The organism is Ramlibacter sp. Leaf400, assembly GCF_001424545.1.
In the GTDB taxonomy this organism is placed as follows: domain Bacteria; phylum Pseudomonadota; class Gammaproteobacteria; order Burkholderiales; family Burkholderiaceae_C; genus Ramlibacter.
In genome coordinates this window covers 98,875-124,971 of the sequence record NZ_LMQL01000014.1, presented here as the reverse complement: position 1 = coordinate 124,971, position 26,097 = coordinate 98,875, and the positions used below count along the sequence as shown (strand labels likewise).

Genomic DNA, 26,097 nt, shown 5'->3' with positions numbered 1-26,097 from the left:
CATGCCCAAGCCCAAATCCGCCAGCTGCATCCGCTTCGCCGCCGTCGGCGACATCCACGTCACCAAGGATTCCGCCGGCAGCCTGCGGGACTTCTTCTCCCAGGCCTCGGACGCGGCCGACGCGCTGCTGCTTTGCGGTGACCTCACCGACTACGGCACCGCCGAGGAGGCGCACGTGCTCGCCGAGGAACTCGGTGGCGTCTCGGTGCCGATCATCGCGGTGCTGGGCAACCACGACTACGAGAGCGGCACGCCGGAGAAGGTGACGGAGGTTCTCACCCACGCCGGCGTGCGCGTCCTCGATGGCGAGGCCTGCGAGATCCTGGGCGTGGGCATCGCCGGCACCAAGGGCTTCGCGGGCGGCTTCGGCCGCGGCTCGCTGGGCGCCTGGGGCGAGCCGGCGATCAAGCTGTTCGTGAAGGAGGCGCTGAACGAGGCGATGAAGCTGGAGGCCGCGCTCGCCAAGCTGCGCACGCAACGGCGCATCGCGCTGCTGCACTACTCGCCGGTGGCCAGCACCATCCAGGGCGAACCGCTGGAGATCTTCCCGTTCCTGGGGAGCAGCCGGCTGGAGGATCCGTTGCTGCGGTATCCGGTGGACGCGGTGTTCCATGGGCACGCGCACCGGGGCACGCCGGAGGGGCGCACGATCAATGGCGTGCCGGTCTACAACGTGGCCAAGCCGTTGCTGATGCGCAAGCGGCCGGACGTGGCGCCGTTCTGGTTGTTTGAGATGCCGCGGGAGGAGGGATCTGTTGCTCCGGCGACGGTGGGGGGTGTGGAGGTGACCGCGGCTTCTTGAGGCGTGTTGCTCGGGCCGTGCCGCCCGCGCGGCAGGGTTCGGGGGCGGGCCGGAAAACCGTCAGCGTCCCGCCTCTCGCCTCGTCACCGCCGTTCGCTGTCTTCGCCACCGTCATCCCCGCGAAGGCGGGGATCCAGTGCTTCCTTGAAGTCCGCTGAAGGTGGACGCTCTGGATTCCCGCCTTCGCGGGAATGACGGAACAGGGCGAGCGGGAACGGCGTGGCGAGCGTCGCGCAGTGGTGCGGGCCCTGCGAGCCCGCGGCAAGCGGGCGCAGCGAAGCAGGCGGAGAGGCACAGCATGAGCCCCCCGCCGGGGGGACCCGGTGCCGCAGGCAACGGACAGCAATGCGCCCCTGCGTACCTCCCGCGCCCTGCCCATACGGCGCCGAGACCGGTGCGCTCAGAGTGACAACAACCGCTGGAAGAACGACCGATACCCCCGCAGTGCCATCCGCAGGTCCTCGGTGTTGGCCTCCTTGTCCTGCCCCAGCCCCGCCTCCAACCGCGCCCGCTGTTCGGCGAAGCTGGAGGCCAGGCTCTTCATCACGTCGGCCACCAGTTCGTCGGCCTGTTGCACCGCGCGCCGCGGGTCGTCCACGAAGCCGATCTGCACCTGGTCCCAGCGGCCGCGGAAGTCCGAAGCCACCTGCGGCGGGAACAGCGCCGCCAACTGCTCGGCTGCGGCGCCGGCGCCCATGCCGCTCGGGGGCATGCGGTCGGCCTGGACGTCGCGTGCCGGCTCGCTGGATTGCCGCTGCTCCTGCCCCTGTATCTGCGCCGGCCGGGTGGGATCCTGCGCCGTGGGCTGGGGCTGCATGCCCCCCAGCGTCTGCTGCCAGTCCTGGCCCTGCGCGTTTTCCTGCACAGGGGCCCGCTCGGCGTCCGCGTGCCTCTCGCGGTGTTCCGCACCGGCGACGAGGTCGGCGGTGCCCAGATGGTCTCGGTCTTCGCGGCTCATGATTGCGTCCTCATGTCGGGGTGGTGGTCGTGGTGCTCGGGCTGGTCGACTTCGAGCAGCTCGGCGAACAGGGCCCGGTAGTGGATGACCGCCTGGCGCATGCCTTCGGTGTCCACCTCGCCGCGGCCCTGGCGTTCGGCGATGGCGTGCCCGGCGCGATAGTGCTCGACCACGCCGGGGTGGTTGACGGAGATGTCCGCCGCGCTGCGCTCGAAGTCGCCCATGGGGTAGCCGCGCGTGCGCATCAGGTCCTGCACCAGCGCGTCGGCCTGGGCGAGAGCGTCCTGCGGGTTGTCTACGAAGCGGGCCTGCAGCGAGCGCCAGGCCTGGGTGAAGCGTTGCGCGTCGGCGGGCGACAGCGGCGCGATGTGCAGCTGGTCCACGCGCTTGCGGCGGGCCAGCAGTTCCGCCTCGGCCTTGTCGCGGCTGCCGGTGGTCTCGACGGCGCGGCCGTACTCGGCGCCGAAGTGATGCTGCAGGTTCTTTGACCGCGTCTTGCGCTGGTAGAGCACGAGGGCGATGGCGATCAGCGCAAGGATCACCAATCCCACGACCAACATCTCAGTGTCCATGGAAGACTCCTGTGTGAGGGAAGTCTCCACCGTAGGCACCCCAGGCGGCCGTTCCTGTCGGAGCGGGCCATCAGCGGCATGGCCGCGGGGTCCCCTGGACGGTAGGACGGGTCCGGCCCGTCCCGGCTCAGCGGATCAGCCGCTCAGCCAGGCCGGCTCAGGCGTCGCGCTGGATCAGTTCGATCTTGTAGCCGTCGGGATCGGTGACGAAGGCGATCACCGTCGTGCCGCCCTGGACCGGCCCGGGTTCGCGCGTGATGGCCCCGCCGGCCGCGCGGATCCTGTCGCAGGCCGCGTACACGTCGGCCATGCCCAGCGCGATGTGGCCGTACGCGCTGCCCAGCTCGTAGCTGGAGACGCCGTGGTTGTAGGTGAGCTCGATCTCCGCGTGGTCCGGGTTGGTGCCGTAGCCCACGAAGGCCAGCGAGTACTTCTGCTCGGGCCGTTCGGTGGTGCGCAGCAGCTTCATGCCGAGCACGCGGGTGTAGAAGTCGATCGACCGCTGCAGGTCGCCGACGCGGAGCATGGTGTGGAGGAGTCGCATGGCCGGATTATCGAGTCGCGCTGCGACGCGCGGCCGGCGACGACGTCAGCCGCGCGCGACCTGCAGCGACAGCAGCAGCAGGCCGATGGCGCCCATCCAGGCGCCGGCGACGCGCACGCCGACCCGCGCCACGGGAGCCTCGCGCCAGCGGGGCGGCACCAACCGCCAGGCCGCGGCCAGCGCGGCCATCAGCAGGGTGGCGACCAGCAGCGCACCCGCCGCCTCGGCGGGCGTGGCGATGGCGAAGTCCGCGCCCAGCGCCAGGGCCACGCCGCCCAGCCCCGCCACCAGGACCGCGGGGGCGCCCCGCAGTCGCAGCGACGCGGCGACGCCGATCCCGGCTGCCGCGACGAAGCCCGCGGCGCCCAGGCGCAGCAGACCCTGCGGCGGCAGCCAGTGGGTCGCCGCGGCGGCGGCCAGCAGCACGGCGGCGGCCGACAGCGCGGTGCGCCCGCTGCAATCGCGCACCAGCAGCAGCACCGCCACCACGGGCAGCCAGGCCAGCGGTTGCTGCAGGAAGAAGAGGGCGCCGGCCGTCACGGCCGCGCCTTCACCGGACATTCACCACGAGGGTGGCGAAGCGGCTGCGCCAGGGCTGGCTGTCCTGGACCGGCGGCTCCAGGTGGGTGGCGCGCAGCAGCCACTGGCCGCCGAACGGCAGGGCTTCGCGGACCGTGCCCTGCGCATCGGTCTGGCGCCACACGCCCTGGGTGTGGCGCTCGCTGACCATCTGCACCCACTGGCCGGCGAGCGTGCGGCCGTCCAGCAGCACCTGGAACGCGGCGGGGCGGCCGGCCTGCAGGATTTCGGTGCCGACCGGCAGGATCTCCATCGCCAGGCCGCGCGGGCGCCGCAGCACCTCGAGCCCCGCGCCGTCCACGGCGGCCGCGGCCGGCACCGTTTCCATGCGCAGGAACTTGCGGTAGCTCTCGCGCCAGGCGACGCCGCGCGCGAGCTGCTGCGCCCAGAGCTGCCTGGCGGCCTCGGGGGGACGGATCTCGGCGAAGTAGCCCTGCACCACCTCGGGCGTCAGCGTCACCTCGTGCGCCCGCAGCTCCGCCCAGCAGGCGACCCCGCGCGCGGCATCGGCCCGCGCGCGCAGTTCGACGTGGCGATCGTGTTCTTCGCGCGGCAGCAGGGCGCGCGGTTCGCGGTCCTGGGGCTCGACGCAGGCGGCGCGCGTGATGCTCGCGGCGGCCACCGCCGGGTCGCGCACCGGGAAGTGCGCGCCCACGGCCAGCTCCACGCGCAGGAGGCCCGGCCCCGCGGGCTCCGCGCCGGGACTGAGCCAGCTGTCATGGGCCAAGGCGGCCGCGCACGCCGCCAGCAGGGCGCTGGCGGCGGCAAGCCGTCGCAGGACGGGGCGGCTCACTGGAGCGCGCGCGAGTCTTCGGTTTCGCTGGTGCCCAGCGTGGCGTTGCCGACCGTGATCGGGTCGGACGTCTCGCTGGTCGTGGCCAGCAGCCCCAGCACGAACTCGAAGGCGCCGCCAGCCGACGCGGTGGCCGAAGCCGGCACGTCGGTGCCGGGCACGAACTGCACCGTGGGCGCAGCGTCGCCACCCCCACCGCTGCCGCCACCGCCACCGCCGCCGCAGGCGGCGAGCAGCAGGGATGCGCCGGCCAGGCCGGCCGCCAGGGTCTTCATCAGGATTCGGTTGGTCATGGCGGGCCTCATTGTGCGCCAGGGTTGGGCGTGTTCAGGTAGGGGAAGCCGGCGAGGAAGGGAACGGCGGCCTGGTCGACCGCGTCGTGCACGTCCAGCGAAGTGGCGCCCGTGGGGACGCTGGCCGGCCGGCAGGCGGAACTCACGCCCGCGACGCCGGGGATGGTGTTCAGGCCCAGCGTGTTGGCATCGCCGTTGGCCACGCACAGGCCCCCGAGCATCGCGACCAGGGCGATGTCCACCACGTCGTCCTTGGGACGGCGGCCGTTCGGGAAGCCGGCGAAGTCGGTGCCCGCCGGCGAGGCCTTGAGGCTGCCCACGATGGCCAGGCGGTTCTGGCTGGCGAAGGGCACCGGCGGCGTCGCGGTGTTCAGCCGCAGCATCTCCGACGGCGTGACGGTGGCCGGCTTGTTCACGCCGGTGATGCCGGTCAGGAACACGGTGGCCAGGTCGGTGCGCGGCAGGTTGGTGGGCGCGAGGTTGGCCTGCAGCACCGTGCCCAGCAGCGCGGGCAGCGTGGGGTTGGTCACGTAGTCCAGGAACTGCGCGTCGTCGCGCGGCCGCGAGGCGCCGAAGCGGTCCTTGTCCTTGACGCCGATCACCACCTCGTTCACCAGCGGCTGGCCCAGGCGCGAAACCTGCGACCAGGCCCCGCCGGCGCGTTCGGTGGCCTGGTGGCCCGCGGCCGGCGTCGGGTTGAGCAGGCGGGCCTGGCGCAGGCTGGCGGTGGTCCAGCCGCCGATCACCGGCTCGCTGCCCTGGGTCAGGCAGCTGCGGTGAACTTCCAGTGCGAGCGAGGTGACGTTCTTGCCCTGGATGGAGTTGGCGGCCGCGGCATTGATCTGGGACGGGTCGGTGATGGTGGACAGCGGCGCGTTCACCAGGTCGAAGATCGGCCCGAGGTTGACCGCGAAACCCTCCTGGCGCTGGCCGACGAAGACGCGGGCGGGCGTGGCGCAGCCGGGGAGGTTGACGGCGTGCACGTGCCGGTTGGCGTAGGCCGCATAGGCCGCGGCGTTGCCCAGCGTCTTGGTGCCGATGTAGTCGACCGGCTTCTCGAAGGTGGCGCCGCCGCCGGCCTTGGTGGCCTGCTGGGCGGTGCCGCGGCGGCGGTCGCCCCGCACCACAGTCAGCGTGTAGGTCTCGCTGAGGTTGAGGTTGGCGTCGCCCACGTTGGCCACCGGCCCGGCCTGGATGAGCGGAATCGCCACGCTCTTGCTGCCGATGGGCAGCGCGACGTCGTTCAGCTTGTTGTTGAAGCGGAACTGGAAGGTGATGTCCTCGGCCGCGTCGCCGTTGTTGTCGATGTGGATCTCGTAGAGCGCGTTCGGGTCCAGCGAGAAGTAGTTGGGGCCGCCGTACGCGTCCTGCAGCGGCAGGTAGTTGGCGATCAGCGTCACGAAGTCGCTGCGTCCGCCGCTGCCGTCGGGGGCCACGCCTTCATAGCTGCGGAAGAGGTAGAAGTCGCTCGAGTCCACCTTGGGCACGGTGGTGATGAACGGGGCTTCGCGGTGGCTGGCGGCCGAGACTATGCCGCTGGCCAGGGCCAGCGCGGCCGCGACGGCCGAGGCCCGGAACGGGAATGAGTTGCGCATGAGGTGCTCCTTCGCTGCCGACGCGGCAGGACCTCAATACGCAGCGGGCGGCGTCCCCGATGTGGGCGGCCGAATCTCCCGGCGTGGCGCTCGGGCTTTCCTTGTTCAGGCCAGCTTGGTCACCAGCATCCAGGAGCCGGCCACCGCCATGGCCGCGCCGATCGCCCGGATCACCGCCGCGCCGCGCGGCAGCCGCCGCAACTCGCCCAGGCCGATGCCGGCCAGGTGCAGCGCGCCGGTGGCCAGCACGAAGCCGGTGGAATAGGCGGCCGGCGAGGCCGAAGCGGGCAACTCGGTGCCGTGCGCATGGCCGTGCAGCACGCCGAACGCGGCGACCAGCGCGACCGCGACGGCCACCGGCGCCCGCCAGGCCGCCAGGATGGCCAGGCCCAGCAGCAGCACCGACAGCGCGATGCCGCCCTCGACGAAGGGCAGCGGCATGCCCGCGATGCCCAGCATGCCGCCGCCCACCATCAGCAGCGGGAACACGATGGGCAGCGCCCACAGCAGCGGGGCGCCCAGCACCGCGCCCCAGATGCCCACGGCCACCATGGCCAGCAGGTGGTCGATGCCGGTCACCGGATGCAGCAGGCCCGAGACGAAGCCGCCGGCGGTGACTTCCTCGGTGTGCGCGTGGGCCGCGGCGCTGGCCGCGAGCAGGCACAGGGTGAAGGCGATGCGGCCGGACTCGCTGCGCAAGCCGAGGCGGCGTGGGACGGACAGCGGCAGGGCGGTCCCGGTGCGGGGCGAATCCAGGTTCATGTCGGTGGGCGCGAGGCTCGGGAGGTTGCAGGGGCCCGCACGGAGGAGCGCGCGCGGCCGGGGCATTGTCGCCGGTGGAGTGCCGCCAACCGGATGGCGCGGTCCCGGCTGTCGTAGCCCACGAGCCGCGAGGGCAGGGTGGGTGCAGTACCGGCGCCCTTCAGGAGCGAGCCTCGGGGCGCGCAGCGTGCACGTCGTCCGCTGCCGCGAAGACAAGTGCCACGCAGGTGGCGAGAGTTCCAAAGATCACATCGAACCTCTTGCCCGAGAGAAGCTCGCTCGTCCACGGCATCGCCACGCTTGCTGGAGCGAGAAGCAAAGCAGTTCGAAGCAGGAGTGAGACTGAGGCAGACAAGGAGCCCAGAGCCCGTGTTTGCAGTTTCAACTGCGGGCCGAACAGCGAGAAGACGGAAAGAACGGAAGCAATCATCATGACGAGCAACACGGCGCAGAGCGTCACAGCGTCTGCTGGCGAAGCATCGACACCATCTCGGTAAGCCCACAAGCCTTCTGTTGCAAGCGCTGCTCCAAACATCTCGAGGGCGAATATGGCGCACAAGAGCCCACGGATGATGCTGGCCAGCACTGATCTGAGCGAACTAAGCATAGATGATCTGCTCGGAAATGTTGGACGGAATCATGTTGCCGAAGGCCCGGCATCTGGTCGGTGTCAATTGCACGTGACGACTCGGAAGCCGGCGAGGTCTTAGAGTTCTGCGCCGTGGATCCCGATCATGACTGGCTCGCCAACTACTGTCGCCCAGTTGTCTGTGCCAGACTTCACGTAGGCAACGGTCAACATTTCGCCTAGGTCGAGCTTTTGGAGTTGGCGCCCGCCTTTGGAGTGATGCCACCGGAACAAGTTATCCGACAAGCCAGCCTCGGCATCCTCCTGCTGTCCAGGAAACCTCAGGCCGAATTCGATCGGCTCCGTAGCTATCAGCTGCGCCGGCTCGTTGCCGCGCGGCAGCGTTCGCACCAACGCCCCTCTCGGCTTGTTATCCCCGAACGCGCTGTACGGCCATTGCCACACCGGTCGCCTCTTGCCGTCTGAGCCGTTGCGAACTCGGCTACGAAGACCGGCGTCGGTGCAGCAGATGCAGCAGTCCAGCTGTCAGAGTTAGTACAAGGCCATATACGACCAAGCTGGCTCTCTTTCCTTCCAAGAGTTCTCCGTGCATCACCGCTCGTGACGTGGTCAGGTCCATAAACAGGAGCGCCGTGAAGATCGTCAAACCGCCGCCGATCAAGCCAATGTTGACCTTCCGGAACAACGTCGGCGTGAAGGCAAGTGAAGAAAGTGCAAGTGCTCCTAGTGACGTAGCAATAAGCATGCAGCCTGATACTGCTGCGGCCATGACCAGCTGAACTGCCACGTACTCTGACGGCCCTGAATTCACCCACAGCGACCGGAGCACGAGCATGCTCTCAAGGACACCTAACCAGAGCAGGCCCGCGAACAGCGAAAAGAGCAGCCGCATCCATCCGGGCAGCGTACGTGCATGGCGTGTGTTGCGAATCATCTAGGCGACCACCTCTTCCTGGAACTTGTTGCCGGTGCCAGCGAAGATCGGGTTGCCTACCGCCTCGGCGCGCGTGCAGGAACCCTGGTTGGCGCCGGCGTCAGGCAGCACCTGGGGCGGGGCTTCGGCGTGCGAGTCGTCGTTGCCAGGGGAACCGGCATTCGGATTGAGGCCGCCGACCGCGGGAGTGCCCGGGGGCGTGCCGGAGGGGAGGACGCCCTCGTCGCGAAGGCATCGGGAGAAACCGCCCGAACCTGTGATGCAGCCGAGGGGTGGATTCCCCGGATCCAGTGGCGGCTCCGGCGGCGGGGCCACACCGATGCACACCATGGTGATGCCGCGCATGGGAGGCCAGTGGTGGTCCCGGCCCGAACCGTCGCAGAAAGTGGTGGTGCTGCAGGCAGTTGAAAACCTCCAGTGATGCCCCGCGGTGCACTCCTCCAGGATGTAGGGCCGCAAGGGACCGGTCTCGCTCCAGTAGTTGGTCACGGCTTGCGCCGCACCGCACCACGTTGCTCCACGGTAGAAAGGGGAATCGACCACGTAGTAGAAGTGGGACAGGACTTCATGCTGGGTCGGGCAGGCCGTGAGGCTGGTATCTGGGTACTCGACGATCTCCCCCGGCGCAGGCTGAGCGGATGCCTCTCCAGGACCGATGCCGGCGAGAACGGCCAGCGCCATCAGGCAGCACAGTTTCTTCATCACTCCTCCGATTTGTCGGGGGGTGATTGGGAAGGATGGTTGCCGGACGGAAGAGGTAGAAGGTCAGGCCGAGCTGCTCGAGTTTGTCGACTTTCGGCGCAGCGTGCGACCGGCGGGGGCGACCCGCCTGGAACAGCTAGCGCGCGGCCGGCAACTCGAACACCAGGCAGGTCGTCGTCGCGTGCGCGTACAGCGTGCCGTCGGGGCCATAAAGCCGGCCTTCGGCGGTGGCTAGCTGCCGCCCCGCGTGCAGCACCTTGCCCTCGGCGCGCACGCGCTGCGCCTTGCTGCCCAGGGCGCGCACGATGTTCACGCTCAGTTCGGCCGTGGTGTAGCCGCGGCCGGGCGGCATCCTGGTGTGCACGGCGCAGCCCAGCGCCGAATCGAGCAGCGTCGCGTACCAGCCGCCGTGGATGCCGCCCATGGGGTTGAGGTGGGCCGGGCCGGGCGTGCCCTGGAACACGGCGCGGCCGTCCTCGGCCTCGACCAGCAGGAAGTCCAGCGTGCGGGCGATGGGCGGGTAGGGCAGCCGGCCGGCCAGCATGGCATGCAGCATCTCCAGCCCGCTCAGGCCGGCCACCTGGTCCGGCCGCGCGACGCCGCAGCCGGCGCCCCCTTCGAAGCGGGCGGTCTGCTCGCGCTCCTGCGCCAGCCATTGTTCGAGCATGTCGTGCTGCGTCATCGGTCGACTCCTGGTCCTTTTCGCATCTGGTACTTGCATATGCAACGGTTGCATCTACAATAATCGCCCATGGACACCGTTGTCAAGCCGCAGGGCTGCACCAACCTGAAGCTGCGCCAGCTGATGCGCCGGGTGGCGCAGCACTACGACGCCGAGGTCGGCAAGACCGGGCTGAGGGGCACGCAGTACTCGCTGCTCTCCTACGTCTGCAAGCTGGGCCCCATCCGCCCGGTCGACCTGGCGCGCGAGATGAAGGTGAACGCCTCCACGCTCAGCCGCAACCTGCAGCCGCTGCTGGCCGCGGGGTTGCTGGCCCTGGAGGCGGGCGACGACGCCCGCAGCCACCGGGTGCTGGCCACCGACGCCGGGCGCGACAAGCGGCACGAGGCCCAGCGGCGCTGGCGCGTGGCGCAGGAGAACCTGAACGCGCAACTGGGGGTCCGCCGCGTGCTGGCGCTGCATGCGCTGCTGGACGAATGCACCGAACTGCTGGCCCCGGCCGGCCCGGGAGACGAAGATGAGTGAACGCCGATTCGCCCTCTGGGCCGTGCTGCTGGCCGCCGCCGGCACCTTCGCCCTCACCATGGGCGTACGCCAGACCATGGGCCTGTTCCTGTCGCCGCTGAACACGGCCACCGGCCTGGGCCTGGCCAGCATCAGCCTGGCATTCGCCTTCGGCCAGCTGTGGTGGGGCCTCACGCAACCTTTCGCCGGGGCCATCGCCGACAAGATCGGCACCGGCCGGGTGTTGTTCACGGGCGCGCTGCTGGTCGCGCTGGGCACCTTCCTCACGCCCTACATGGACACCACGCTCGGGCTGATCCTGGTCATCGGCGTGCTGGCCGCCGGGGGCGCCGGCATGGCCGGGCCGGCCGTGCTGATGTCGGCCACCATGCGGCTGATCCCGCTGGACAAGCGCGGCCTGGCCACCGGCATCGTCAACGCCGGCGGCTCCACCGGCCAGTTCCTGCTGGCGCCGCTGGCCGCCACGCTGATGGTGGGCATCGGCTGGGTGGGCGCCATGCAGGTGCTGGCGGTGCTGGTGCTGCTGGCGCTGCCGGCCGCGTGGATCCTCAAGGGCAATTCGCTGCAGGCCGCGGGCGCCACCGGCCCCAGGCCGCTGGGCACGCGAGAGGCCATCGGCCAGGCGCTGCGCAACCCCAGCTACTTGATGCTGGCCGCCGGCTTCTTCGTCTGCGGCTTCCACGTGGCCTTCCTGGCCACGCACCTGCCGGGCGTGGTGGCGGCCTGCGGCCTGAGCACCGAATGGGCCGGCTGGGCGCTGGCGCTGCTGGGCCTGTTCAACATCGTGGGCAGCATCGCCATGGGCTGGGCCGTGGGCCGCTGGCGCATGAAGTCGCTGCTGTCGCTGGTGTACGCCGTGCGCGGGCTGGCCGTGCTGCTGTTCCTGCTGGCGCCCAAGACCGGCCCGGTGGTGCTGGTGTTCTCGGCCGTGATGGGCGTCACCTTCCTGTCGACCGTGCCGCCCACCGCCGGCCTGGTGGCCAAGTTCTTCGGCCCGGCGAACATGGCCACGCTGTTCGGCATCGTCATGCTGTCGCACCAGGTCGGCGGCTTCCTGGGCGCCTGGATGGGCGGCACCGTGTTCCAGGCCACCGGCAGCTACGACTGGGTCTGGTACGTGGACATCGTGCTGGCCGTCGGCGCGGCGCTGGTGCACCTGCCGATCCGCGAGGCCAGGCTCAAGCCGCGGGTGGCGGCTGCCGCGGCCTGATCACGGCGCGGCCGGCTTCGGTTCCTTGGGGTCGGACTCCAGCTCCTTCTTGCCCTCGCGCGCCAGGCGCGCGGTTTCTTCCAGGACCTCGTCCTCGGAGGCGGGCGGGATCGGCTCCTCGCCGCGTGCGGCCTCGATGTCGTCGGGCGTGGGCTGCCTGCCGGTGTTCGCCATGGTGGGATCTCCTTGTCAAATCGGGCCGGCGGCGCCCTCGGCCAGGCGGATCTCGCCATCGAACTGCGCCTTCAGCTTCAGGCCTGCGATCTCCAGCGTCATGCGGGCCGGGAAGCTCTCGTTACCGGCGATGGTGCGCTCCTCCAGGGCCCGGGCGACGGCGCGCTCGATCTCCCGTTGCGAGCTCACGCCCACGGTCTTGAGGAACTTGCGGATGCTGATGTTCAGGGCTTCGTCGTCCATGGGGTCTCCCGCGCGTCGCTACGGGAAAGCGGGCGTCTCCGCCTCGCGGCCCTCGAAGTGCGCCTCCGGATGCCGCTTCTGCAGGCGCGCCGTGATCTCGTCCACTCGCAGCCGCGGCAGGTCGAGCATCAGCAGCACCTGCCCCTGCTCGATCTGCGGCGCGAAGCGCTTGAGCCGCTTGCTCGGCGTGGACACGCCGATCATGGTCGAGGTCCACACGCCGAACAGCGCGCCGGCGATGGCCAGGCCGACGGCCACGCCCCACTGCGGCTTGTCGCCGACGATGGGGTAGAACACCGCGACCAGGCCGCCGATCAGCGCGCCCAGCGAGGCACCCAGGATCAGGCCCATCTCGGCCGAGCGCACCACGTCCGAGGTCTGCATCACGTTGGCCCGGTTCAGGTCCTTCATGTCCAGGTCCTCGCGGCCGACGAAGTGCATGTGGCGGTACTCCACGTGCGCCAGCAGCAGGTCGTCCATCGTGTCCTGTGCGCTCTCCACGTCGGGCAGGAGCCAGTAGATGCGAGTGGTCATGGTGTCATCTCCCAGTTGAATTCTCGGCCGCGGGCGCGAAGAACGTGCCCCGGGTCAGGAAGGTGTAGTCGGCTTCGAGGGCACCGATGCCCAGCAGCGTGATGAGCAGCAGCGGCGGCACGACGATGGCGTAGAGCAGCGCCAGCCGCTCCCACAGCATGTGCATGAAGACGGCGACGATCAAGCCGGCCTTGAGCAGCATGAAGGCGACGATCAGCGTCCACCTCAGCAGCCCCTGCACCTGGAACCAGTCGACCATGTACGAGGCGATGCTGAGCACGAACAGCAGGGCCCAGATCTTGAAATAGATGCCCAGCGGGTGCTGCTGCCCATGGGCGTGCGAGCCGGTCGTGCCGCCGGCGGGCGGCGCGTGGGGGTGGGGGTGGTCGGTCTGGTCCATGCCGGGGCTCCTGCTACCAGAGGTAGAAGAACGCGAAGATGAAGACCCACACCAGGTCCACGAAGTGCCAGTACAGGCCCATGATCTCCACGATCTCGTAGTTGCCGCTGCGGCCGGTGAGGAAGCCGGCCCGCTCGTGGTCGAGGTCGCCGCGCAGCACCTTCACCGCCACGATGACCAGGAAGATCACGCCGATGGTGACGTGCGTGCCGTGGAAGCCCGTGATCATGAAGAACGACGAGCCGAACTGGGCCGCGCCCCACGGGTTGCCCCAGGGCCGCACGCCCTCGTGGATCAGCTTGGTCCATTCGAAGGCCTGCATGCCCACGAACGTGGCGCCCAGGACCGCCGTCGCCAGCAGCAGCGCGAAGGTGCGCCGGCGGTCGCGCCGGTAGCCGAAGTTCACGGCCAGGGCCATGGTGCCGCTGCTGGTGATCAGCACGAACGTCATGATCGCGATCAGCAGCAGCGGGACGTTCTGGCCGAACATCGTGAGCGAGAACACCTCGCTCGGGTTGGGCCACGGCACGGTGGTGGAGGCCCTCACCGTCATGTACGAGATGAGGAAGCTGCCGAAGATGAAGGTGTCGCTCAGCAGGAAGATCCACATCATCGGCTTGCCCCAGGGCACGTCCTTGAACAGCCGCTGGTCCGAAGCCGCGTCGCGCACCACGCTCTGCCAGCCCGCGCGGCCGGGCGCGACACCCGGCGGCTCCAGGGTGGCAGGCGCGTCGAGGGTGGCGGCGCTTGCGGTGGCTTCGGGGGGGGGCGTCATGGTTCCCTCACGCGTGTCACAAGGGGGCAGACGAGCAGATCGCCAGCCCGACGGCATCGGAGACGATCAGCGCGTACAGCACCACCCACACGGCCAGCAGGTAGTGCCAGTAGGTCGCGCACAGGCCGATCGCCAGCCGCGTGCGCTCGGTGTCCGCGCCGCGCCAGGCCCGCGCCGACGCGCGCGCCCAGGCCACCAGCCCGCCGAGCACGTGCAGGCCGTGCACCGCGGTGAAGAGGTAGAAGAAGGCGGTGGCGGCGCTGGTGGAGACGAAGAAGCCGGCGCCCCGCAGCTGCTGCCACACGACCAGCTGGCCGGCGAGGAATCCCACCGTCAGCACGCCCGAGGCCGCGAGGCCCTTGCGCACGTGGGCTGCTGCCCCGCGTCGCGCGGCCAGCACCGTCCACTGCATCGCCAGGCTGGCGCCCACCAGCAGCGCGGTGTTCAGCATGAGCAGGCGCGGGCGCGGCAACGGCGTCCAGTCGGCCAGGCCCAGCCGCATCGCATAGGCGCTGACGAAGAGCACGAACAGCGAGGTGGCGACGCCCAGGAACACCCACAGGGCCGTGGTGATCGGCGGCCGCCCCGCCTGCAGGGCCGGCAACTCCGGGCCCGCGGCCTGGGCCTGCCAGGGCTGCACGTTGAACGTCTGGCGCAGCAGCCAGCCGACGATGACGGCCATCATCACCGAGAGGAAGACCAGCGCGATCGTCATTCCTCGACTCCCTTGGGCTGCGGCTGCTGGCGCACCCAGGCTTCGGCCGCCACTTCCGAGGGCGGCACGGTCTGCGGGATGTAGTCGGTCTTCAGGCCGGGCACGCCGTAGTCGTAGGCCCAGCGGTAGACGGCCGGCAGCTCCTTGCCGAAGTTGCCGTGCGCCGGCGGCGTCTGCGCCGTCTGCCACTCCAGCGTGGTGGCGTGCCAGGGGTTGCCGCCGGAGGGCTGGCCGCGGTAGTAGCTGAGCACCAGGTTGTAGAGGAAGGTGATCTGCGCCGCGCCCACCACGAAGGCCGCGATCGAGATCCAGGCGTTGAGCAGGTGGGCCGAGTCGGGGATGAATCCGGTGCCGCCGATCGCGAAGTACCGCCGCGGGATGCCCATGAACCCCAGGTAGTGCATGGGGTAGAAGATCGCGTAGGTGCCGACGAAGGTGACCCAGAAGTGCAGCTTGCCCAGCGTGTCGTCCAGCATCCGCCCGGTGATCTTGGGGTACCAGTGGTAGATGGCGCCGAAGACCACCAGCACCGGCGCGATGCCCATCACCATGTGGAAGTGGGCCACCACGAACATGGTGTCCGACAGCGGCAGGTCGACCACCACGTTGCCCAGGAACAGGCCCGACAGGCCGCCGTTGACGAAGGTGAAGACGAAGGCGATGGCGAACAGCATCGGCACCGTCAGGTGGATGTTGCCCCGCCACAGCGTCAGCACCCAGTTGTAGACCTTGATGGCGGTCGGGATCGCGATGATCAGCGTGGTGGTGGCGAAGAAGAAGCCGAAGTACGGGTGCATGCCGCTCACGTACATGTGGTGGGCCCACACCACGAAGCTCAGCCCGCCGATGATCAGGATGGCCCAGACCATCATCCGGTAGCCGAAGATGTTCTTGCGCGCGTGGGTGGAGATGAGGTCCGACACGATGCCGAAGGCCGGCAGCGCCACGATGTAGACCTCGGGGTGGCCGAAGAACCAGAACAGGTGCTGGAACAGCAGCGGGTTGCCGCCCGAGTAGCCCGTCTGCTGCCCCTTGTTGACCAGCGCCGGCATGAAGAAGCTGGTGCCCAGCGTCAGGTCCAGGAACATCATGATCGCGCTGACGAACAGGGCCGGGAAGGCCAGCAGCGCCAGCACGGTGGCCATGAAGATGCCCCACACCGTCAGCGGCAGCCGCATCATGGTCATGCCGCGCGTGCGGGCCTGCAGCACCGTCACCACGTAGTTGAGGCCGCCCATCGTGAAGCCGATCACGAAGACCGCGAGCGACACCAGCATCAGCAGGATGCCGGCATGCGACCCCGGCGTGCCGTCCAGGATGGCCTGCGGGGGATAGAGCGTCCAGCCCGCCCCGGTGGGACCGCCGGGCACGAAGAAGCTCGCCACCAGCAGCAGCACCGCCAGCAGGTAGAGCCAGTAGCTGAGCATGTTGACGTAGGGGAACACCATGTCCCGCGCGCCGACCATCAGCGGGATCAGGTAGTTGCCGAAGCCGCCCAGGAAGAGCGCGGTGAGCAGGTAGATCACCATGATCATCCCGTGCATGCTCACCAGCTGCAGGTAGGTGGTCGGCGTGATGAAGCCGACGCTGTTGGGAAAGCCCAGCTGCAGCCGCATCAGCCAGGAGAACACCAGCGCCACCAGGCCGATGCCGATGGCCGTCACCGCGTACTGGATGGCGATGACCTTGGCGTCCTGGCTCCAGACGTATTTCCCGATGAAGGTCTTGGGGTGGTAGAGGTGGACCTCCGCCACCTCCGCGGGCGGGGCGAAATCGGTTTCGTCGTGCGCAACGTGGGTCGCCATGGGCAAAGCTCCTCGGGTCAGCGCGGGTTCGAGTTGATGTACGCCAGGATGTCGCCGACCGCCGCGTCGTCGGCCAGCATGCCGGCCACCAGCGCCATCTGCGCGCCATGGTGGTCCTGCGCATGCGCGCCGCGCACGCCGTCGCGGAAGTTCTTCAGCTGCCGGGCCATGTACCAGTCGCTCATGCCGGCCAGGCGCGGCGCGTTGGTGGCGGCGATGCCCTTCGCGTCGGCGCCGTGGCAGGCCGCGCAGGTGGCATAGCGCTGTTGGCCCTTCTCCACGTCGCCCTTGAGCGTGGCGGCGGCCGGGGCGTCGGGCAGGGTGGCGATGTAGCCCACCACGCTGGCCAGGGCCGCGTCGTCCGCCATCATGGCGGCCATGGGCGCCATCATCTTGCCGAACACATCCTTCTCGTGCGTGCCGCGCGCGCCGTCCTTGAACAGCCGCAGCTGCCGCTCCAGGTACCAGGCGCCGTGGCCGCTGAGCTTGGGCGCATTGAGCGCGAGGTTGCCCTCGCCGTTGGCGCCGTGGCAGGCGGCGCAGGCGGCGTAGAGCGCCTTGCCCGCGGCCACGTCGCCCTTGGGCCGGTCCTGCCCCTGCGCGAAGGTGCGCTGTTGCCCCAGCCAGGCTTGGTAAGCAGCGGGCTCGTCCACCACGATGCGGCCTCGCATGGCGAAGTGGCCGACGCCGCAGAGCTCCTCGCACAGCAGGTCGAAGCCGCCGGTGCGCGTGGGCGTGAACCAGGAGTAGGTGACCAGGCCGGGCACCAGGTCCATCTTCACCCGCAGCTGCGCCACGGCGAAGTTGTGCAGCACGTCCTTGGAGCGCAGCAGCAGCTTGATCGGCTGGCCCAGCGGCACGTGCAGCTCGGGGCTGGCCAGCAGGATGTCGTCGCGACCGTGCGGGTCGGCCGGGTTCATGCCAAAGGGGTTGGTGTCGCTGACGAAGCGCGAATGCACCGTGCCCAGCTGGCCGTCCTGCCCCGGGAGGCGGTAGGCCCAGTGCCACTGCTGGGCCATCACCTCCACCACCTGCGCGTTCTGCGGCACCTTGATGATGTCGGCCCAGACCACCAGGCCGGGCGCCAGCATGGCGGCCACGCCCATGCCGGTGAGCACCAGCAGCCAGGACTCGAGCCGGCGATTCTCCGGCTGGTAGTCCGCCCGCCGCTCGGGTCGGTGGCGGTAGCGGATCACCGCCCAGGCCATGAAGAGGCTGATGGCGACGAACACCAGGCCCGTCACCCAGAAGGTGATGGTGATGGTCGTGTCGATGGTGCTCCAGTTGGACGCGATCGGCGTGAAGTACCAGGGGCTGAAGAAGTGGAACAGCACCGAGCCGAGGGCGAGGACGATCAACGCGACGGCGATGCCCATGCTAGGGCTCCGCGGGCGTTCTGTTGAACTTCCAGTAGAGCAGGGCGGCCACGATCCCGAACAGGACGTGCGCGGCGAGCGTCTCCCAGCCGCGCAGCGCGGCCAGCCACGGGAAGAAGGCGCGGGCCATCAGTTCGAAGTTGAAGAGGTAGAGCACGAGGCCGAGGACGGCGCCCGCGGCCGCCGCCCGCTCGGGCGACGCGTCCATCCGCAGCTGGGCCATCAGGAAGGCCATCACCACCCCGAAGACGATGCCCAGCACGTAGTGCGTGGCCAGCGCGACCGCGACCACGCCCACGCTGAACTCATAGCCCGTGGGCGCGGCGGGCGGCGGCGTGCCGGTGAAGATCGGCGCGACCATGTGCGATATCCGCCAGGGCCCCTCGGGATGGAAGAGGGCGGACCAGATCAGGTCCAGCACCATCAGCACTGCGCCGGCCGCGAAACCGGAGACCGCAGCCGCGGTCCAGTCCGTGGCCCGCCAGTGCCGGCTGCGTGTTCCGAGGAGTGTGTCCATGCGGGGCCTCCCTTTGTGCTTCGCGGCACGCCGCACTCCAAAAGCAGAGCGCGGCCAGATTGGTTCTACACCTGAAGGCGCGGCGTTTCAAGCGATGTGCGAAGCGATGCATCGCTGATGAGTCCGGCACCCGCGCCAGTGCCCGAATGCACTCAGGGATCGGCGGTCAGGCGCAGGAACTCGTCAAGGACATGGAAGTGGTCGTCATGCAGCTTCGTCTCCAAGGATGCGAGCTGCGCGATCGGAAACCACCGCGCCGCCGCCGCGTCGTCGCCACCGCGCACCGGCGGCGGCGGGTCCTCGCCGAGGTCGAAGAAGTGGGCGTGCGTGACGATGCGACCGCGCTGGCTGCGGGCCGGATGGTCGAACACCTTCACCTCGCGCAGGTGCTCGCGCATCCGGCGCTCGGCGACGGGCAGGCCGGTTTCCTCCAGCAGCTCGCGCAGCGCCGACTGCAGCACCGTGTCGCCGCCTTCGAGGAAGCCGCCGGGCAGCGCCCACAGCCCGCGCCCGGGCGGGCGGCCGCGCTCGACCAGCAGCACCTGGCCGCCGGCGCGCACCACGGCATCGACGGTCACCAGCGTCACGGGATAGGGCACCGCCGACCAGACCTTCTTCTCGCGGTCGACCAGCCGCCACTCCTCGCGCAGCCGCGAGAAGGCCGGCGTGTCCAGCCAGGCGCGCACCGGCTCGCGCGCGCCCGGCGCGAGTTCGCCCTCCATCCCGCGCCAGGCCGCCAGCGGATCGTGGGCCGCGTAGAGCGCATCCAGGCGCGGGCCGCTGCGGGCATCGGTGTCGCCGGCCGGCTCGAAGGCCCAGCCGCGCGGCCTGTCCTCCGGCGCGGGCGCGGGGCCGGACCACAGGCAGGCCACCCGCGCCGCCTGGCCGTGGCGGGCCACGATCGCCTGCACCGCCCGCAGGGTGCGCAGCTCGCTCCAGTGTTCCCGCACCGGCTCGAAGTCGATCCGCGCGCGCTCGGTGGCGTCCAGCGACGCGGCCAGCATGTCGGCGCGCTCGCGCCAGCCGAACGGATGCCGTGCCGAAGGCGCCTGGTACGCGCGGGTGACGAACACCAGCACGCGATCGACCCGGGCCAGCGCCGACCGCAGCAGGCCCAGCTGCACCTCGTCGGGCAGCAGGAAGTGGGCGACGCAGGCCGCGATCCCGGAGCTTTCGGCAGGCACGGCGTTCCTCAGCCGACTTGGCGGCGGGCTCGGTTGTCGCGCATGGTCGGACTTCTTCCTTGATTGGGCAGCGGTCGATGTTTATAGCGGCGCGTTGCTCGGCCTTGGGGTCTGCGCGGGGGCGCGGCTGAGTCTGTTTTTTTTCCATGGGCTGGCGCAGGTGTCGAGTTCCGCACGCAAACGCATGAAGTGGCGGCGGCTGAGGCAGCCCGGCGAAGTCTCTGCCATATAAACGCGCACCATGGCCCTGACCCCCGACTCCATCGCCGGCACCGTGCGCCGCAAGGCGCGCAGCGCCCACGACAACGTCAAGGCGGCCGAGGAGGACCTGGTCGCCGCCAACGCCGCCCTGAAGGCCGCGCTGCCGCGCCGCGACGTCGACGCGATCGCGCAGGCGGCCGAGCGGACGGTGGTGGCCGAGGAAGAGGTGCGCCAGGCGGCACACGACCTCGACGTCGTCAACGAGCTGCTGGTCGATGCGCTGCCGCCGGCGGGCGTTTCAGGCGGCTCGGGCGGGGCCAGCGGCGAGGGCGCGCGCAGCCTGCTGCCCTGGCTGCGCGGCGGCAGCTGACCGCGGCCGCGCCACGCGTCCCCACGCCGCGCGGGGGCGCCGGTCCCGGCGGGCGGGCGGGGATCGCGATTGCCCGACAATCCCCCTTCTTTTTCCTTTCTTGCACCTGAAGCAGCCCATGACCTATCCGAACACCCAGCTCTTCATCGACGGCAACTGGCAGGACTCGGCCGATGGCCGCACCCTGGCGGTCTTCAATCCCGCCACCGGCCGGGAGATCGGCCGCGTGGCCCACGCCGGCAAGGCCGACCTGGACAAGGCCCTGGCCGCGGCGCAGAAGGGCTTCGAGACCTGGCGCGACATGACCGCGGCGGACCGCAGCAAGATCATGCGCAAGGCCGCCGGCCTGATGCGCGAGCGCGCCGAGGCGATCGGCCGCCTGCTCACGCAGGAGCAGGGCAAGCCGCTGGTGGAAGCCAAGGGCGAGGCCCTGGCGGCCGCCGACATCATCGAGTGGTTCGCCGAAGAGGGCTTCCGCATCTACGGCCGCATCGTGCCTTCGCGCTGGAACCTGGCCGTGCGGCAGATGGTGCTCAAGGACCCGGTGGGTCCGGTGGCCGCGTTCACGCCCTGGAACTTCCCGATCAACCAGGTGGTGCGCAAGGTCGGCGCCGCGCTGGCCGCCGGCTGCTCCATGCTGGTCAAGGCCCCGGAAGAGACGCCCGCCGGCCCCGCCGAACTCGTGCGCGCCTTCCAGGACGCGGGCCTGCCGCCCGGCGTGCTGGGCCTGGTGTACGGCAACCCGGCCGAGATCTCCAGCTACCTGATCCCGCATCCGGTGATCCGCAAGATCACCTTCACCGGCTCCACGCCGGTGGGCAAGCAGCTGACCGCGCTGGCGGGCCAGCACATGAAGCGGGTGACGATGGAGCTGGGCGGGCACGCGCCGGTGATCGTGTGCGAGGACGCGGACATCGCGCTGGCCGTCAAGTCGGCCGGCGCCGCCAAGTTCCGCAACGCGGGCCAGGTCTGCATCTCGCCCACGCGCTTCCTGGTGCACGAGAGCATCCGCGGCGAGTTCGCGGCCGCGCTCACCAAGCACGCCCAGGGCCTGAAGGTCGGCGACGGCCTGGCCGAGGGCACGCAGATGGGGCCCCTGGCCAACCCGCGCCGCGTGACCGCGATGGCGGAGTTCACCAAGGACGCCGTGGCCAAGGGCGCCAAGGTGCTGGCCGGCGGCGAGCGCATCGGCGACTCGGGCAACTTCTGGCAGCCCACCATCCTGGACGACGTGTCGCTGGAGGCCAAGGTGTTCAACGACGAGCCGTTCGGCCCGATGGCCGCGATCCGCTCGTTCGGCAAGCTGGAAGACGCGATCGCCGAATCCAACCGCCTGCCGTACGGGCTGGCGGGCTATGCGTTCACCAAGTCCCTGAAGAACGCCGACCTGCTGTCGCGCAAGGTGGAAGTGGGCATGCTGTGGATCAACATGCCGGCCATGCCCTCGGCCGAGATGCCTTTCGGTGGCGTGAAGGATTCGGGCTACGGCTCGGAAGGCGGGCCGGAGGCGATCGAGGCCTACCTGAACGCGCGCGCCGTGTCCGTGATGAACGTCTGAGCGGCTAGGGCAGTCATCCCCGCGAAGGCGGGGATCCAGTGCTTCCCAGCACGTCCTCCCACAAGTCCCGCCAGTCGGGGTTGCGCTCTTCAATCAGACGCAGCTTCCACTGGCGGTTCCATTTCTTCAGCCGCTTCTCGCGCGAGATGGCGCGCTCCATGTCGCCGAATAACTCGTAGTGGACGAGCAAGGCGATCTGGTAGCGGTCGGTGAAGCCGTCGAAGTGGTGCGTCTTGTGCTGCCAGACCCGCTGGATCAAGTCCGAGGTGACGCCGACGTAGAGCGTGCCGTTGCGGGCGCTGGCGAGGATGTAGATGGCCGGGTGCTGGTGGGCATCCCGTCGACTCTAGGAAGGCCTCGCCGCGGTCGTCATCCTGCGAAAGCGGGGAAAGCCCGCCCGTCATGCGCCCGGAAAAAAACCTTCGTCATCCCCGCGAAGGCGGGGATCCAGGGCTTCCGGCAGTCCGCTGAAGGCGGACGCACTGGATTCCCGCCTCCGCGGGAATGACGGGGTAGGGGCGGGAATGACAGCGTGGGGACGGGAATGTCGGGGAGAGGGAGGCGCTGACGGGACGGGCCTGAGGGGCCCGCGCTGCACTACACCGGCACGGTGTAGTTCAACGTCATCCTCCCCCCATCCACCACCACGATCTCCCCGGTGACGTAGCTCGCCGCATCGCTGGCCAGCCACGCGACGACGTCGGCGATCTCGGAAGGTTCGCCCAGGCGCTTCATCGGCGTGCGGCTCATGATGCGCTGCTTGGCCTCCTCGCTGGTCAGCACCGCCTTGGCCGCGAGTTCGGTCGCGATCGTTCCCGGCGCGACGGCGTTGACGCGGATGCCCTTGTCGGCCAACGCAAGGGCCATCACGCGGGTGAGCTGGTTGACGCCGCCCTTGCTCACGTTGTAGCTGGCGATCGTGGGGATGGTCAGCACGGCGTTGACCGAGCTCATGTTGACGATCGCGCCCTTGCCGGCCTTGGCCATCTCGCGCGCGACCGCCTGGCCCACCAGGAAAGAGCCCTTGAGGTTGACGCGCAGCACGGCGTCGAAGTCGGCTTCGCTGACCTCCAGGAAGTCCGAGGCCTTGAAGATGCCGGCGTTGTTCACCAGCACGTTGATGCGGCCGAACTTCAGCATCGTCTGCGCGACCAGCGTGTCGACCTGGGCCTTGTCGCCCACGTCGCAGGCGACGAACAGGCCACCGAGTTCGGCGGCCAGCGCCTGGCCGCGAGCGGCGTCGAGGTCGGCGATGACCGGCACCGCGCCGTCCTGCGCGAAGCGGCGGGCACAGGCTTCGCCGATGCCCTGAGCACCGCCGGTGACGATGCAGATGCGGCCTTGCAGGCCGAAGCGGATATCCGGGGAGGAAGAAGGAGACGAGGGCGCTGTCATGCGCGCATCGTACCCCTCCATGCATCGGCGAAAGCGCGCGCCAGCACCGCCACTTCGTGCGCCGGCCGGCCCGGTTTGTAGAGCGCGGAACCGATGCCCAGCCCGTCCGCGCCGGCGGCGCGCCAGGCCGCGGTGTTGTCCGGCGTGACGCCGCCCACGGGCAGCAACAGGGTGCCGGGCGGCAGCACGGCCCGCAGCGCCTTCACGGCGGCGGGCGGGATCGCCTCGGCGGGGAACAGCTTCAGGCCGGTGGCGCCGGCGTCCAGCGCGGCGAAGGCCTCGGTGGGGGTGGCCACGCCGGGCAGGCACGCCATGCCGAGTTCGCGCGCTTCCTGCACCACGCCGGCATCGAAGTTGGGCGCGACCACCAGCTGACCGCCGGCGGCCTGCACCGACCCGACGTCGGCGCGGCGCAGCACGGTGCCGGCGCCCACGACGGCCTGGGGGAAGGCATGGGCCAGCGCGGAGATGCTGCGCAGCGGCTCGGGTGAATTGAGCGGCACCTCGATGAGGCGAAAGCCCGCGTCCACCAGGGCCTGGCCCACGGGCAGGGCTTCGGCGGGCGTGATGCCGCGCAGGATGGCCACCAGCGGCAGCGCGGTCACGGCCCGGTCGAAAACGGTGTCTTCGTCTTGCTTCATGCGGAGGTTTGCAGGGTGCGGGCGAGCGACCACAGGCCGCGCCAGGTGGCTTCGGCGCCCAGGCACGAAGCATGGACCCCTAGCGCCCCGAGCGCCAGCTGGTAGCGGTGCGTCAAGGCTGGCGCGCCGACCAGCACCAGGTGGTCGCCGCTGTTCTCCAGCTGCTGCGCGCGCAGTTCCTCGCCGATCACCAGTCCGGACAGGTAACTCGGCAGCACCTGCGCCGACAGCTGGCCGAACAGCGACGAGGTGCGCGCCGAGAAGGCGCCGTGCAGCAGGCTGCCGGCGTGCCGGGCGTGCAGGACGCCGCGCAGGAACGCCGGTTCGTCCAGCGGCCCGTCCTCCTCGGCCATGGTGCGCGCCAGGATCGAATGCTTGCGCAGCAGCGCGTACACCTCGCCGGTCATGAAGGTGGAGAACGAGTCGATGCGGCCCTGGCGCACGCGCACCCACTTGCTGTGCGTGCCGGGCAGCACGAAGGTGCCGGCGTCGCGGCCCAGGAGTTCGAGCGCGCCGAAGACCTGCACCTCCTCGCCACGCATCACGTCGTGCACGCCGGCCTGCAGGTCGCACAGGCCGGGCACCAGCCCCAGGCGCACGTGCGAAGGCGCATCGGGCAGCCAGGCGATGCGCGCGGCGAGTTCCTCGGGACCGGCGGGGCAGGGGCAGTAGGGCGCCTCCAGCCAGCCTTGCCGGCTGCCCACCATGCCGCTGGCCAGGACCAGCGTGCTGGCGCCGGGCCGCCAGCCTTTCACGGCGCGCTGGAAGGCGGCGGGAAAGCCATCGGCCGGCACGTTGAGGATGCCGTCGCCGCTGTGCCGTTCCTCGATCACGTTGCCGTCCGCATCGAGCCGCGCGGCGCGCAGCGACGACGTGCCCCAGTCGAGCGCGATGAGCATCTGGGCAGGAGCGCTAGGGAGCCCGCTCAATGGTTGTCCCGCGGCACGAACGCCCCGCGCTTGCCCTGCAGGAAGTCCAGGTCGGCGCCCTCGTCGGCCTGCAGCACGTGGTCCACGTACAGCTTCCAGTAGCCCGAGGACAGCGGCGGCTTCGGCGCCGTCCAGGCCTTCAGGCGCGCCTGCAACTCCTCGTCCGGGATGTGCAGGTGCAGGCGCCGGTTGGGCACGTCCAGCTCGATCATGTCGCCGTTGCGCACCACCGCCAGCGGTCCGCCGGCGGCCGCCTCGGGCGCGGTGTGCAGGACGACGGTGCCGTAGGCCGTGCCGCTCATGCGCGCGTCGCTGATGCGGACCATGTCGGTGATGCCCTTGCGCAGCACCTTGGGCGGCAGCGGCATGTTGCCGACCTCGGCCATGCCGGGGTAGCCCTTGGGACCGCAGTTCTTGAGCACCATCACGCAGGTCTCGTCGATGTCCAGGCTCTCGTCGTCGATGCGCTTGTGGAAGTCCTCGATGTCCTCGAACACCACGGCGCGGCCCTTGTGCACCATCAGCGCGGGCGTGGCCGCGCTGGGCTTGATGACCGCGCCGCGCGGCGCCAGGTTGCCGCGCAGCACCGCGATGCCGGCCTTGTCCTTGAACGGCTTGTCCAGCGGCTGGATCACCTCGGCGTTGTAGTTCTGCGCGCCTTCGATGTTCTGGCCGACCGTGCTGCCGTTGGCGGTGATGGCGTCCAGGTGCAGGTGGCCGCGGATCTCCTTCATCACCGCCGGCAGGCCGCCGGCGTAGCAGAAGTCCTCCATCAGGAACTTGCCCGAGGGCTGAAGGTTCACCAGGCAGGGCATCTCGCTGCCCAGCCGGTCGAAGTCCTCCACCTTCAGCTCTACGCCGATGCGGCGCGCGATGGCGATCAGGTGGATCACCGCGTTGGTGGAGCCGCCGATGGCGGCCAGGGTCTTGATGGCGTTCTCGAAGGCCTGGCGGGTGAGGATCTTCGACAGCTTGAGGTCCTCGTGGACCATGTCCACGATGCGGCGGCCGGCGTTGCGCGCGATCACGTTGCGGCGGCCGTCCACGGCCGGGTAGGCCGCGTTGCCGGGCAGGCCCACGCCCAGCGCTTCCACCATGCTGGCCATGGTGGAGGCCGTCCCCATCGTCATGCAGTGGCCGTGGCTGCGGTGCATGCACGACTCGGCCTCGAAGAAATCCTGCAGCATGAGCGTGCCGGCGCGCACCTGCTCGCTCATGCTCCACACGCCGGTGCCCGAGCCCAGCTCCTGGCCGCGCCACTTGCCCGACAGCATGGGCCCGCCCGAGACGCCGATGGCCGGCAGGTCTACCGACGAAGCGCCCATCAGCAGCGAAGGCGTGGTCTTGTCGCAACCGAAGAGGAGCACGACGCCGTCGATGGGGTTGCCGCGGATCGACTCCTCCACGTCCATGCTGGCGAGATTGCGGTACAGCATGGCGGTGGGGCGCAGCAGCGTCTCGCCCAGCGACATCACGGGGAACTCGAGCGGGAAGCCGCCCGCCTCGTACACGCCGATCTTGACCTGCTCGGCCAGCGTGCGGAAATGCGAGTTGCAGGGCGTGAGCTCGCTGAAGGTGTTGCAGATGCCGATGACGGGCCGGCCGTCGAACTGGTCGTGCGGCACGCCCTTGCCCTTGACCCAGCTGCGGTAGGCGAAGCCGTCGCGGTCCTGGCGGCCGAACCACTGCTGGCTGCGGAGTTCTTCGGGCTTCTTGCGGGGCTTGTTCGGGTCGGTCATA

At 70.0% G+C, this 26,097-nt stretch carries 32 protein-coding genes; 5 read left to right on the top strand and 27 right to left on the bottom strand.

The window, feature by feature from the left end; all coding sequences use genetic code 11:
- Position 1: 1 nt before the first annotated feature.
- Positions 2 to 802, top strand: coding sequence for a metallophosphoesterase family protein (locus ASG30_RS20700; protein ID WP_055901550.1), 801 nt, complete (start codon positions 2 to 4; stop codon positions 800 to 802).
- A 400-nt stretch (positions 803 to 1,202) separates the two neighbouring features.
- On the opposite strand, the gene ASG30_RS20695 is transcribed toward ASG30_RS20700, so the two are convergent.
- The 12 genes from ASG30_RS20695 to ASG30_RS20640 all read right to left on the bottom strand — a co-directional run bounded on the left by ASG30_RS20695 (position 1,203) and on the right by ASG30_RS20640 (position 9,805).
- Complete coding sequence (locus ASG30_RS20695) at positions 1,203 to 1,760, bottom strand: hypothetical protein (protein ID WP_055901547.1); 558 nt, start codon at positions 1,758 to 1,760, stop codon at positions 1,203 to 1,205.
- Complete coding sequence (locus ASG30_RS20690; protein WP_055901543.1) at positions 1,757 to 2,332, bottom strand: hypothetical protein; 576 nt, start codon at positions 2,330 to 2,332, stop codon at positions 1,757 to 1,759. The genes ASG30_RS20695 and ASG30_RS20690 overlap by 4 nt, the downstream gene beginning before the upstream one ends.
- A 157-nt stretch (positions 2,333 to 2,489) precedes the next feature.
- Positions 2,490 to 2,876: a lactoylglutathione lyase gene (gene gloA / locus ASG30_RS20685; RefSeq protein WP_055901539.1), complete on the bottom strand. Its 387-nt coding sequence runs from the start codon at positions 2,874 to 2,876 to the stop codon at positions 2,490 to 2,492.
- 45 nt (positions 2,877 to 2,921) lie between these two features.
- The gene (locus ASG30_RS20680; RefSeq protein WP_055901536.1) at positions 2,922 to 3,437 is read right to left on the bottom strand and encodes a hypothetical protein; all 516 of its coding nucleotides are present in this window, start codon (positions 3,435 to 3,437) and stop codon (positions 2,922 to 2,924) included.
- Positions 3,427 to 4,248: a DUF4198 domain-containing protein gene (locus ASG30_RS20675; protein WP_055901533.1), complete on the bottom strand. Its 822-nt coding sequence runs from the start codon at positions 4,246 to 4,248 to the stop codon at positions 3,427 to 3,429. The genes ASG30_RS20680 and ASG30_RS20675 overlap by 11 nt, the downstream gene beginning before the upstream one ends.
- On the bottom strand, positions 4,245 to 4,541 hold the full coding sequence (locus tag ASG30_RS22825) for a hypothetical protein (protein WP_055901531.1): 297 nt from the start codon (positions 4,539 to 4,541) through the stop codon (positions 4,245 to 4,247). Before ASG30_RS22825 ends, ASG30_RS20675 begins: the two co-directional genes overlap by 4 nt.
- 8 nt (positions 4,542 to 4,549) lie before the next feature.
- Entirely contained in the window at positions 4,550 to 6,136 is a 1,587-nt protein-coding gene (locus ASG30_RS20665) for a DUF4331 domain-containing protein (protein WP_055901527.1), read from the bottom strand.
- A gap of 105 nt (positions 6,137 to 6,241) precedes the next feature.
- Entirely contained in the window at positions 6,242 to 6,898 is a 657-nt protein-coding gene (locus ASG30_RS20660; RefSeq protein ID WP_082522234.1) for a HupE/UreJ family protein, read from the bottom strand.
- A 160-nt stretch (positions 6,899 to 7,058) separates the two neighbouring features.
- Positions 7,059 to 7,484: a hypothetical protein gene (locus ASG30_RS20655; protein WP_235579857.1), complete on the bottom strand. Its 426-nt coding sequence runs from the start codon at positions 7,482 to 7,484 to the stop codon at positions 7,059 to 7,061.
- A 484-nt stretch (positions 7,485 to 7,968) separates the two neighbouring features.
- A complete protein-coding gene (locus ASG30_RS22720; RefSeq protein ID WP_156385641.1) occupies positions 7,969 to 8,421 on the bottom strand; it encodes a hypothetical protein in 453 nt (150 codons plus the stop codon).
- Complete coding sequence (locus tag ASG30_RS22715; RefSeq protein ID WP_156385640.1) at positions 8,422 to 9,123, bottom strand: hypothetical protein; 702 nt, start codon at positions 9,121 to 9,123, stop codon at positions 8,422 to 8,424.
- Between the two features lie 136 nt (positions 9,124 to 9,259).
- Positions 9,260 to 9,805, bottom strand: coding sequence for a PaaI family thioesterase (locus ASG30_RS20640; RefSeq protein ID WP_082522233.1), 546 nt, complete (start codon positions 9,803 to 9,805; stop codon positions 9,260 to 9,262).
- Positions 9,806 to 9,874: 69 nt separating this feature from the next.
- Here ASG30_RS20640 and ASG30_RS20635 point away from each other — a divergent pair, with 69 nt between their 5' ends.
- Together ASG30_RS20635 and ASG30_RS20630 are read left to right on the top strand one after the other, a co-directional pair.
- Positions 9,875 to 10,330 (top strand): MarR family winged helix-turn-helix transcriptional regulator, encoded by a 456-nt coding sequence (locus ASG30_RS20635; protein ID WP_055901514.1) that lies wholly within the window; start codon positions 9,875 to 9,877, stop codon positions 10,328 to 10,330.
- The gene (locus tag ASG30_RS20630) at positions 10,323 to 11,540 is read left to right on the top strand and encodes an MFS transporter (RefSeq protein WP_055901511.1); all 1,218 of its coding nucleotides are present in this window, start codon (positions 10,323 to 10,325) and stop codon (positions 11,538 to 11,540) included. The genes ASG30_RS20635 and ASG30_RS20630 overlap by 8 nt, the downstream gene beginning before the upstream one ends.
- Here ASG30_RS20630 and ASG30_RS22710 read toward each other — a convergent pair whose 3' ends face one another.
- The 10 genes from ASG30_RS22710 to ASG30_RS20585 all read right to left on the bottom strand — a co-directional run bounded on the left by ASG30_RS22710 (position 11,541) and on the right by ASG30_RS20585 (position 19,263).
- The gene (locus tag ASG30_RS22710) at positions 11,541 to 11,714 is read right to left on the bottom strand and encodes a hypothetical protein (RefSeq protein ID WP_156385639.1); all 174 of its coding nucleotides are present in this window, start codon (positions 11,712 to 11,714) and stop codon (positions 11,541 to 11,543) included.
- Positions 11,715 to 11,729: 15 nt separating this feature from the next.
- Entirely contained in the window at positions 11,730 to 11,957 is a 228-nt protein-coding gene (locus tag ASG30_RS20625) for a DUF6494 family protein (RefSeq protein ID WP_055901506.1), read from the bottom strand.
- 18 nt (positions 11,958 to 11,975) lie between these two features.
- The gene (locus ASG30_RS20620; protein WP_055901503.1) at positions 11,976 to 12,491 is read right to left on the bottom strand and encodes a DUF1269 domain-containing protein; all 516 of its coding nucleotides are present in this window, start codon (positions 12,489 to 12,491) and stop codon (positions 11,976 to 11,978) included.
- A 4-nt stretch (positions 12,492 to 12,495) separates the two neighbouring features.
- Positions 12,496 to 12,891, bottom strand: coding sequence for a cytochrome C oxidase subunit IV family protein (locus ASG30_RS20615; protein WP_055901500.1), 396 nt, complete (start codon positions 12,889 to 12,891; stop codon positions 12,496 to 12,498).
- Between the two features lie 13 nt (positions 12,892 to 12,904).
- Positions 12,905 to 13,666 (bottom strand): heme-copper oxidase subunit III family protein, encoded by a 762-nt coding sequence (locus tag ASG30_RS20610; protein WP_082522232.1) that lies wholly within the window; start codon positions 13,664 to 13,666, stop codon positions 12,905 to 12,907.
- Positions 13,667 to 13,682: 16 nt separating this feature from the next.
- Positions 13,683 to 14,381, bottom strand: coding sequence for a cytochrome c oxidase subunit 3 (locus ASG30_RS20605; RefSeq protein ID WP_055901489.1), 699 nt, complete (start codon positions 14,379 to 14,381; stop codon positions 13,683 to 13,685).
- The gene (locus tag ASG30_RS20600; RefSeq protein ID WP_055901486.1) at positions 14,378 to 16,186 is read right to left on the bottom strand and encodes a cytochrome c oxidase subunit I; all 1,809 of its coding nucleotides are present in this window, start codon (positions 16,184 to 16,186) and stop codon (positions 14,378 to 14,380) included. Before ASG30_RS20600 ends, ASG30_RS20605 begins: the two co-directional genes overlap by 4 nt.
- 17 nt (positions 16,187 to 16,203) lie before the next feature.
- A complete protein-coding gene (locus ASG30_RS20595) occupies positions 16,204 to 17,562 on the bottom strand; it encodes a c-type cytochrome (protein ID WP_055901483.1) in 1,359 nt (452 codons plus the stop codon).
- A 1-nt stretch (position 17,563) separates the two neighbouring features.
- Complete coding sequence (locus ASG30_RS20590) at positions 17,564 to 18,079, bottom strand: hypothetical protein (RefSeq protein ID WP_055901480.1); 516 nt, start codon at positions 18,077 to 18,079, stop codon at positions 17,564 to 17,566.
- A gap of 152 nt (positions 18,080 to 18,231) precedes the next feature.
- Positions 18,232 to 19,263: an NUDIX domain-containing protein gene (locus ASG30_RS20585; protein ID WP_082522231.1), complete on the bottom strand. Its 1,032-nt coding sequence runs from the start codon at positions 19,261 to 19,263 to the stop codon at positions 18,232 to 18,234.
- A 241-nt stretch (positions 19,264 to 19,504) separates the two neighbouring features.
- On the opposite strand from ASG30_RS20585, the gene ASG30_RS20580 reads away from it, so the two are divergent.
- Together ASG30_RS20580 and ASG30_RS20575 are read left to right on the top strand one after the other, a co-directional pair.
- Positions 19,505 to 19,834, top strand: coding sequence for a hypothetical protein (locus tag ASG30_RS20580; protein WP_055901477.1), 330 nt, complete (start codon positions 19,505 to 19,507; stop codon positions 19,832 to 19,834).
- A 118-nt stretch (positions 19,835 to 19,952) separates the two neighbouring features.
- A complete protein-coding gene (locus ASG30_RS20575) occupies positions 19,953 to 21,392 on the top strand; it encodes an NAD-dependent succinate-semialdehyde dehydrogenase (protein WP_055901472.1) in 1,440 nt (479 codons plus the stop codon).
- Positions 21,393 to 21,405: 13 nt separating this feature from the next.
- Here ASG30_RS20575 and ASG30_RS20570 read toward each other — a convergent pair whose 3' ends face one another.
- The 5 genes from ASG30_RS20570 to ASG30_RS20550 form a co-directional block, all read right to left on the bottom strand.
- Positions 21,406 to 21,702: a GIY-YIG nuclease family protein gene (locus tag ASG30_RS20570; RefSeq protein WP_268793597.1), complete on the bottom strand. Its 297-nt coding sequence runs from the start codon at positions 21,700 to 21,702 to the stop codon at positions 21,406 to 21,408.
- Between the two features lie 287 nt (positions 21,703 to 21,989).
- Complete coding sequence (locus tag ASG30_RS20565) at positions 21,990 to 22,787, bottom strand: SDR family NAD(P)-dependent oxidoreductase (protein WP_055901758.1); 798 nt, start codon at positions 22,785 to 22,787, stop codon at positions 21,990 to 21,992.
- Entirely contained in the window at positions 22,784 to 23,428 is a 645-nt protein-coding gene (locus ASG30_RS20560) for a 2-dehydro-3-deoxy-6-phosphogalactonate aldolase (protein ID WP_055901466.1), read from the bottom strand. Before ASG30_RS20560 ends, ASG30_RS20565 begins: the two co-directional genes overlap by 4 nt.
- Entirely contained in the window at positions 23,425 to 24,327 is a 903-nt protein-coding gene (locus ASG30_RS20555) for a 2-dehydro-3-deoxygalactonokinase (protein WP_055901463.1), read from the bottom strand. The genes ASG30_RS20560 and ASG30_RS20555 overlap by 4 nt, the downstream gene beginning before the upstream one ends.
- A gap of 26 nt (positions 24,328 to 24,353) precedes the next feature.
- Positions 24,354 to 26,096: an IlvD/Edd family dehydratase gene (locus ASG30_RS20550; RefSeq protein ID WP_055901460.1), complete on the bottom strand. Its 1,743-nt coding sequence runs from the start codon at positions 26,094 to 26,096 to the stop codon at positions 24,354 to 24,356.
- Between the last annotated feature and the right edge of the window lies 1 nt (position 26,097).